8 protein-coding genes are annotated in these 7,193 nt (G+C 57.0%); 2 read left to right on the top strand and 6 right to left on the bottom strand.

Translation table 11 applies throughout. From position 1 onward, the window contains the following. Positions 1 to 40 precede the first annotated feature (40 nt). Both J7E36_RS05700 and J7E36_RS05695 read right to left on the bottom strand, forming a co-directional pair. Positions 41 to 559: a RidA family protein gene (locus J7E36_RS05700; RefSeq protein WP_215000710.1), complete on the bottom strand. Its 519-nt coding sequence runs from the start codon at positions 557 to 559 to the stop codon at positions 41 to 43. 77 nt (positions 560 to 636) lie between these two features. Further along, positions 637 to 1,446 carry a penicillin-binding transpeptidase domain-containing protein gene (locus tag J7E36_RS05695; RefSeq protein WP_435304157.1) on the bottom strand — a complete coding sequence of 270 codons (810 nt, stop codon included), beginning with the start codon at positions 1,444 to 1,446 and terminating at the stop codon, positions 637 to 639. 637 nt (positions 1,447 to 2,083) lie between these two features. Between J7E36_RS05695 and J7E36_RS05690 the strand changes: the two genes are divergently transcribed. After that, positions 2,084 to 2,827 (top strand): hypothetical protein, encoded by a 744-nt coding sequence (locus J7E36_RS05690; protein ID WP_215000707.1) that lies wholly within the window; start codon positions 2,084 to 2,086, stop codon positions 2,825 to 2,827. Positions 2,828 to 3,351: 524 nt separating this feature from the next. Further along, positions 3,352 to 3,795 (top strand): Lrp/AsnC family transcriptional regulator, encoded by a 444-nt coding sequence (locus J7E36_RS05685; RefSeq protein WP_231286356.1) that lies wholly within the window; start codon positions 3,352 to 3,354, stop codon positions 3,793 to 3,795. Here J7E36_RS05685 and J7E36_RS05680 read toward each other — a convergent pair. From J7E36_RS05680 to J7E36_RS05665, 4 genes are read right to left on the bottom strand one after another with little or no spacing between them, the layout of a single operon-like run. Continuing rightward, positions 3,761 to 4,432, bottom strand: a complete 672-nt coding sequence (locus tag J7E36_RS05680) for a phenylalanine--tRNA ligase beta subunit-related protein (protein ID WP_215000703.1) — start codon at positions 4,430 to 4,432, stop codon at positions 3,761 to 3,763. The genes J7E36_RS05685 and J7E36_RS05680 overlap by 35 nt on opposite strands. Beyond that, the gene (locus tag J7E36_RS05675) at positions 4,425 to 5,669 is read right to left on the bottom strand and encodes an ATP-grasp domain-containing protein (protein WP_215000700.1); all 1,245 of its coding nucleotides are present in this window, start codon (positions 5,667 to 5,669) and stop codon (positions 4,425 to 4,427) included. Before J7E36_RS05675 ends, J7E36_RS05680 begins: the two co-directional genes overlap by 8 nt. Positions 5,670 to 5,680: 11 nt before the next feature. Beyond that, entirely contained in the window at positions 5,681 to 6,853 is a 1,173-nt protein-coding gene (locus J7E36_RS05670) for a hypothetical protein (protein ID WP_215000698.1), read from the bottom strand. Then, positions 6,850 to 7,191, bottom strand: coding sequence for a Rieske 2Fe-2S domain-containing protein (locus J7E36_RS05665; RefSeq protein WP_215000696.1), 342 nt, complete (start codon positions 7,189 to 7,191; stop codon positions 6,850 to 6,852). The genes J7E36_RS05670 and J7E36_RS05665 overlap by 4 nt, the downstream gene beginning before the upstream one ends. Between the last annotated feature and the right edge of the window lie 2 nt (positions 7,192 to 7,193).

The raw sequence follows: 7,193 nt of genomic DNA, 5'->3' as shown, positions 1-7,193 counted from the left end.
AGAGCGTGGGAACGATCATGCGGGGGTCTAGGCGGCGAGGTTACTGAGAACGCCGAACAGCAATCACATCGACCTCAACCAGAAATGCTTTGTTAGCCAGACCGGCGACTTGCATCAGGGTTCGCGCGGGCAACTCCGGCTGCGACGGGGTCCCGAAGAACATTGCGTAGCCTTCAGTAAAACCCTTCATGTCCATTTTGTTACCCAGTGCAGGATCGCCCACCAGGAAAACCTGCACCTTGACGACATCGCCAAGCGTCAATCCCAGGTCGCTGAGTGCACTTTCTATGGCGGCCAATACGGCAATGGTTTGTCCCTTGGTATCTCCGCCATACGCAAGGGGGCTGTCGAGTGGCTGAGAAGCATCTTTCAGCGGAGGCAACTTGCCGGACAGGTACACCAGAGAAGCCGACGCAGGCACTTCAACGGCGGCGGAAACGGGAACACTCGAGTTGGCTACGGGGTGGCGGACGATGCTCCGCTCTTGGGTCTGCGAAATGGCCCCGCTCATCATGAAGAGAGCAGCGACACCTGCCAAAATGCTTCGGGTATCGAACATGGGTGACCTTGTCCTTATTTCAAAGGGGACCCAGGCGACAGCGCCTGAGCTCATATCGGGGAGGGTCAGTCAGTCATTCAGGTAGCAGGCAGGGCCCCGACGGTCTTCAGTACTTCCCGGCCGATTGCCTCACGCTTGTGCGCGTCAGCCATGCGATTGGGTGTATCGATGTTGACCGCGAAGAATACCGGGCCCGCAGGCAGCTCAATCCAGCCCACCCACCAGCCAACCCGCTGGCCCAGGCCTGTCTTGGAGCGCATGATCCAGTCCGGGCCCGCCCCGGTTACCATGATGTCCTTGGTCAGGGTCAGGTGTTCGGGTTTGAAGGGCAGCTCGTTCCTGTAGAGTTTGCGAAGAAACTCGACTTGTTCGACAGCCGAGACTTCAAGGCCGCCATTGATCCAGTAATCACGGACCTTGATAACCGCGCTTTGATTGCCGTACTTGATTTTTTCCAGATAATCAACGGCCCGGCGCTCGCCAATCTCCTTGGCAAAACCGCGGTACACCCACAGTGCCGAATACCTCATTGCCGAGCGAAGCGTCTGGTCCTGATTGTGCGTGGGGATTTCATGTTTTCCCCCGCCCCACTTAAATTGCTGGAACTCGTCCTTTACCACACCCGAGTCCAGCGCAAAGAGCGTATGCGGGACTTTGAAAGTAGAGGCCGGTGTATAACGAACCACTGAACGGTCTTTGTTGTAGACGTAGGCCTTGGCCACTGCACTGCGCTCATCCCTGATTACAATGGTTCCTTCAGTATTGTATTTATCAAAGATACTCTTCCAACCTGCTACTTTTGCCTCATCGTTACCCGTATTAGCCGAGGCCATTCCCGAACATAAAGCAAAGCAGGCCACGAGCCATGAAATACGCAGATTAATCATCGGAAAGCTCACTTTTTCGGCAAAAAAACGCGGCGAGTATAGAAGCCGACCCTCGTAAATCTGCAAAAAATTAGTGTTACACATGGTGTCTGCATAGCAGGTTTCGATATCACTCTATGCTTCGGCCGATGCCGGCACTGAGGTCAGGATAAGAATAAAGGAGGGATGTTCTCTAATGGCTGAGCAGTATGTCCCAGCAGGGTAAGCAGGATTTCATTGCCATACCCCTGCGTTGGATATTGGCTCGTCTTATCTGACTGAAGCTAATGGACCAGGGACGATGCATGTCCAATACCTAAGCAGCCAGCACACAGGAATCTGCGCCGACGGGATGGCACTGCTACGCTCAAAGAGCGGCTAAAAAGCAGTGCCGTCTTCTGGACTCCCACTGCCACCGTGCTTGGAACTCTCCCCCATGAAACCACTATATTTAGCCGTATCGCTTTGCTGTCTCTCACACCCTGCCCTGGCTGAAACCCTCACCTTCGCAACCTGGAACCTGGCATGGCAGCGATCAGCGCCGCTTAGCCAGACTCAGTTCGATGAGTGCAGCAAGATCAAGGCAGCTGAACGCGAGTAACTTGAAGAAAAGCACCCCTATCGATGGGAGTGCAAGTCGCCTGCGCAGATAGCGGACATGAAGGCGGTAGCAGAAAAGCTGGATGCGGACGTGATTGCTGTGCAGGAGGTCGAAAGTCCTGAAGCCCTCCAGCAGATCTGGCCGAGGGACAAGTACGATTTCTACGTGAACATGCAAAGCCCTTGGATACAGCGCACTGGGTTCGTTGTTCGCAAATCCAGTGGGCTTGAGGTCGGGATGCTCGGCGACGTTCGCTCTCTTGGAGAGGCCTTCAAGAGTCATGCTCGACAGGGTGCGGAATTACCCGTGACGATCAAAGGCATGACCCTGAAGCTTTTATCGGTACACCTCAAAAGCGGCTGTTTTGACCAGGCGTTGAACAGCGGCTATGCGACCGAGCGCGATAAAGCCAACGGGGTCATCACCTGCGACGTCCTTAAAAGGCAAGCACCTGCACTTGAAACATGGCTCGATCACTCAATTCGGTCTGGCGCTTCTGCAATGATTATTGGGGATTTCAATCGTCGATTTGACGCTGCGGTTGAACATGAAACAGCGCCTGAAGTGAGTCTTTATGCGCAGCTTTCGGATGGCGAGCCTTCAGCTGCCAAGTTGTTCCGCCCAACCAAGGGTTTTGAGGCGCAACCTGAATGTCAGGGCGGAGGCTCCAAATGGCTGATTGACCATGCCTTGATGACCCACGAGTTAGGAAAGCATTACGTAGCCGGTTCGTTGTTGGAACTTCCTGTACCTATGAAAGGTACTGACCATTGCCCGCTTGTTTTCAAAATGAAATTTTAATAGGCAGAGACCCATTGAGTGCTCTATTGGAACGGCATCCTTTTTTCAGATCGCGGATCGTTCCCACGCAGAGCGTGGGAACGATCATGCAAAGGGGCCAGAGTCTCTCAATCAACCCCGCTACCGGCTGCATGCGTGAACCCCAAACTGTGATCGGCGCCTGGGAAGACGTGCAGTTCCGCGTGGGGTAACAGTCCAGCAAGGCGCTGGCCGACGTGAACGGGGCTGATCGGATCCGCATCGCCCCAGAGAAGTCCAAGCGCTCGGCAACCGGGTGCCCCGCATGATGAGCCCGATTCGGTACTTTTCATCCTGTACGCGGCCAGCTATAAAGCCATTGCGTTGTCCAAAGTGACACAAGACATTTCGCTGAAAACCAATTAGCTATGCATCTTGATACGTGCTTTATACCCAGGCCGGGCTTGGTCAAATAGGGATGTTTGTGCCGCTGGGAGGGGACATGGTTCCAGAACTGACGGCAGGATTCTTATGAAGAACGAAACCACACGGAAACATAAGTGAGCATGATGCCAGACCTCGACAGCACCGACTTAAAGATCCTCGAAATCCTCACTTCGGACGCACGCACCAGTATTTCGGACATCGCTCGCCGAGTGCACAAGTCCCGAACTGCCGTTGAAGCGCGGGTCGCCCGGATGGAAGCACAGGGGCCCATCCTTGGGTATACCACGCGTCTCGCCGCGACAACGAATGAAGCACCTTGTCACACCGCGTTCATGCAGTTCACCCACACCCGGCCAAACTTGTGCGCTCAGGTGTGGGACTACATCAAAGACAAGCCTGGCGTGATTGAAGCGTTCTCACTGTTCGGCGACGTTGATTTACTCGTGCGCTACGACCATACCCACATCAGCAACGTGATTGAGTTCAAGGAGAGCGCTCTGGCTACCGGGCTGGTGAAAAGCGTGACCATTATGCCGGTATTGCGGCATTGGCAGAAGCCGTAACCGGCACCGCCCAAACGCCTATCTGTGGGCAAGTGGCTCTAATAAGCTGTATCGCAAGACTCAACAGGTCGTCGCTGAAGGACGCATCGACCTGATGATGCCCAAGCGACACTAGCAACACCGCCTTCGTATCCTCGCTGATGCGGAACGGCTCAGCATCCACGTCCTTTCCACCGATACAGGCCATCAGGTCATCCCCGGTGCCATATACGATGCTGCCTGCCGCCACGGGCCGCGAGCGGCTTTGAAACAGCGGTATGATACGGTCGCCCGGCTGAGCCAAGCGGACCTCTAGGCAAGCGGGCTTCTCGCTCAAGCTATGGCCACCGAGACTAGCGCCAAACGTGAGCGCGGCCAGGTTGTAGGCGTCGACCACGTTATTGATGCACAGCACGCCCTTTTCCAGGCAACGCTCCATCAATTTGAGGTTGGCCGGTCGGGTGTCCATGAAGCCCAATGCTTGCAACTGCTCTTGATAGCCTTGCACGGCCGGTGTAGCGATAAAGCTGGCGAACTCGGCGCGCAGCTGATCGATACGCGCCGCTAAGGCTTGTTCATGTACCCGGCTCGGCGTGACCTCTATGCCCTCAAGGTACACCGCTCGGGCCTGTTGGATATTCAATGCCGATTCAATCATGGAAACACGACTCCAGAATTAGTCGTACGCGCGCTTCGGCCTGGTCGAGCTCGGCCAGGTCACTTGCGGCCAGCCAGACGATGCCAGGGCAGGTGGCCAGGTCTCGGGTCAGTGGCAACCGCTGGTCCGCGTCCATGAAACGTTTGAAACCCTGGAAAGCCCCAACGGCGTGCAGCTGTTGCAGCGCTTGCTCGCCAACTTCAAGGCGGGCGCCCTCTCGCTGGGTGATCAGGAATACGATCCGGCCCTGTTGTCGCAGACGGCTGGTGGCTGGGTATGCAACCGGCTCATGGGTATACGTGGAAATCGCCATCGACAGCAGGTCCGGTTCGTAGCACTGTTTGAAAAGGCTAGGCGCCACGCCACCATGCAACCGTGCGCCGGCCTCGATCATGACCGGCCCTGCGGGGCTGTCGATCAACTCCATGTGCAGTGGTCCGAAGCGTACATCCAAGGCCGAGGCACAGGCCCTGGCGTAGGCCACCAACGCGTTAGACCCAGCGTCGGTGGGGTCCAGGACCTCAAGGCCTTCGTACACGAAACGCGAACCGTTGTGCTCGGCCTTACGGTAGCGGCACAGGCTCGACACGTGGATACCCTGGGCTGACACCACCATATCGACCACATACTCAGGACCTGATACAAACTCCTGAATCAGATAGCGCCCCTTGGGCTCCCCCAAGGCGTTGCTACCCAGCCAGTCCAGGCTCGCCAGCGCCTGTTCGAGGCCACTCCGTCCTTGGACCAGTTCCACGCCATCGGTCATAAACGAATTGACTGGTTTGAGCACGAACTCGCCCTGCTCAGGAAACTGTCTCAATGCGGCTTGTGCATCATCCGGCGAGCTGACCTCGACGCTGGGGATATGCCGTAAGCCGGCATTGGCAATTGCGTGCTGCATGGCATTTTTGTCTCGCCGCCATGCCGACGTTTCCGGGGTATTGCCGGAAACGCCAAAGTACTGCGCCAGTTGGTCAGTCACCCGAACGCCCAGCTCACTGCCCGCCACCATCGCACAAACTTGTAGAGGGTCGATCAACGCAACGATCTCCGTCGCGGCGATCAGCTCGGCCTGCTCGAATCCTTCACCCGTGAACGCTTTGATGAAACGCTCGGGAACCGTGGGCGCTGAAAGGACAGCATGGCAGCGGTAGCCTTTGGCCTTGAACAGCGGTGCGTAGAGAGCCCCTGTCGAGAAGGGGTCAACTATCAGAATCACGTCTTTTTCATGCTTCATGGAATTTTCTCTTAGCGCACCATTACAGCGCGTGGGGTATTCAGCCTGGTCAGGGCGACCGTCAGCATCAACAACACACCAACGCCCACGAACACATAAGGCGCGGCCGTGCGGCCAAACGCGTAGTCACTGACAAGGAAGCCCACGCACAGCGGGGCCGCCGACTGCAATACGATGAAATAGAAAGAACTGGTCGCGGCCAGGCTATTGGCCTGTTCGGGTGTGGTTGCCAGCTCGATCAAGTGTTGACGTATGGATATGCGCAGGGTGTTGATGCTGAATCCCACCAGCACGCATACACCAATGGACAGCAACGGCAGCGGGCTGAACGCGAGTACGTAATCTGCCGCAACCAGCAGCCCCGCGAACAGCAGTGTGTTGAGCCTTGGCAAGGGCAAGATCGCCGCAGCGAAGGCGCCCAACCCGGCTACGCCGCTGGCCAGGCCGAACTCGGCGGAACTCCAGCCGTTCAATCCCTGATACACAAGCGGAACCATGGTATTGAATGAGCCGATATGGAAACCGATCATGCCCAGCACCAGGCACAGCAGGACCACGCCACTACCCGCCGATACTGCCGCCGGGGCAGCACCGTTCTGACGGTTGGCCGAAGCCGACGGTTGCCCCGCATTGACCCCGGCCACAGAGACGAAGGCGATGACGATAAGCGACAGAGCACCCATCCCGTAGACCAGGGTCGGCAGCGAGGCCTTGTCCAGGATCAGTCCGCCCAGGAACGAGCCTGAAAAAGCCCCCAGCTGAAATGCGGTCTGCATCCAGCGTGCGGAGCGCCCGCTATCGATCAAGCCAGCCAGCACCTGCTTGGTATTGGCCGCTTCATACGCGCTGGTCGTGATGTAGTTGAGGATGCCCACCAGCAGCGCCGTCAAGATAAAGCCATTCAAGGTTTCCAGTAGGCCACTTGCCGCGATCAGCGCCAGCACTACATAGACAGCGGTACGCACTAGCACCACGCCGCGTACCGTGAGGCGCGTGCTGTCCAACGCTGGAAACATCCTGCGCAAGGTGAACGGGACAAAGGCACTCAGGCCAAGTAGCACGCCCAGTAGCAACGGCGAGGAAGTGCCCCGAAGCGCCGCCCAGATCAGACCAATCAACAGCGCCATGTCGGTCAGGGCAGATACCGACACCACGGCATAGAAGCTAAATACATGGCGATTCATGAGCATATGTCCTCGCGTTGTGCCGCAATGATGCCCGGCAGGTACTCCTTCCAGAAAACCGTGTCTTCGTTAGGCACCACCAGGTGGATAGTGGCCCCGGTTCTGACCAGCGGCAGCCCCTTGGTATCGAGGCGTGACACGTGATAGGCGTTGTCATGCCATGGGCAAACCAATTTGGCCCGGCACTTCGAAGCGCTACCCAGATGGAGCGGCCCGCCCCGATGCGGGCATTGGCTGGGAATCAACGCATATTTGCCGTTCACATCTGTGGCGAAGTATTCAGTTTTGCCCGTGCGTATGCGGTTGAACACGTCCTTGTTGACGCTCAGAGTCTTCATTG

This window comes from Pseudomonas fluorescens (genome assembly GCF_018614775.1).
GTDB classification, from domain to species: Bacteria; Pseudomonadota; Gammaproteobacteria; order Pseudomonadales; family Pseudomonadaceae; genus Aquipseudomonas; species Aquipseudomonas fluorescens_BY.
Note: the sequence above shows the minus strand (reverse complement) of the source record. Positions and strands in the feature narration are given on the sequence as shown.

Bases quoted from the DNA above. Each gene is read 5' to 3' on its own strand.
- J7E36_RS05700 (WP_215000710.1), bottom strand. From the start codon at position 559: ATGTTCGATACCCGAAGCATTTTGGCAGGTGTCGCTGCTCTCTTCATG.
- J7E36_RS05695 (WP_435304157.1), bottom strand. From the start codon at position 1,446: ATGATTAATCTGCGTATTTCATGGCTCGTGGCCTGCTTTGCTTTATGT.
- J7E36_RS05690 (WP_215000707.1), top strand. From the start codon at position 2,084: ATGAAGGCGGTAGCAGAAAAGCTGGATGCGGACGTGATTGCTGTGCAG.
- J7E36_RS05685 (WP_231286356.1), top strand. From the start codon at position 3,352: ATGATGCCAGACCTCGACAGCACCGACTTAAAGATCCTCGAAATCCTC.
- J7E36_RS05680 (WP_215000703.1), bottom strand. From the start codon at position 4,432: ATGATTGAATCGGCATTGAATATCCAACAGGCCCGAGCGGTGTACCTT.
- J7E36_RS05675 (WP_215000700.1), bottom strand. From the start codon at position 5,669: ATGAAGCATGAAAAAGACGTGATTCTGATAGTTGACCCCTTCTCGACA.
- J7E36_RS05670 (WP_215000698.1), bottom strand. From the start codon at position 6,853: ATGAATCGCCATGTATTTAGCTTCTATGCCGTGGTGTCGGTATCTGCC.
- J7E36_RS05665 (WP_215000696.1), bottom strand. From the start codon at position 7,191: ATGAAGACTCTGAGCGTCAACAAGGACGTGTTCAACCGCATACGCACG.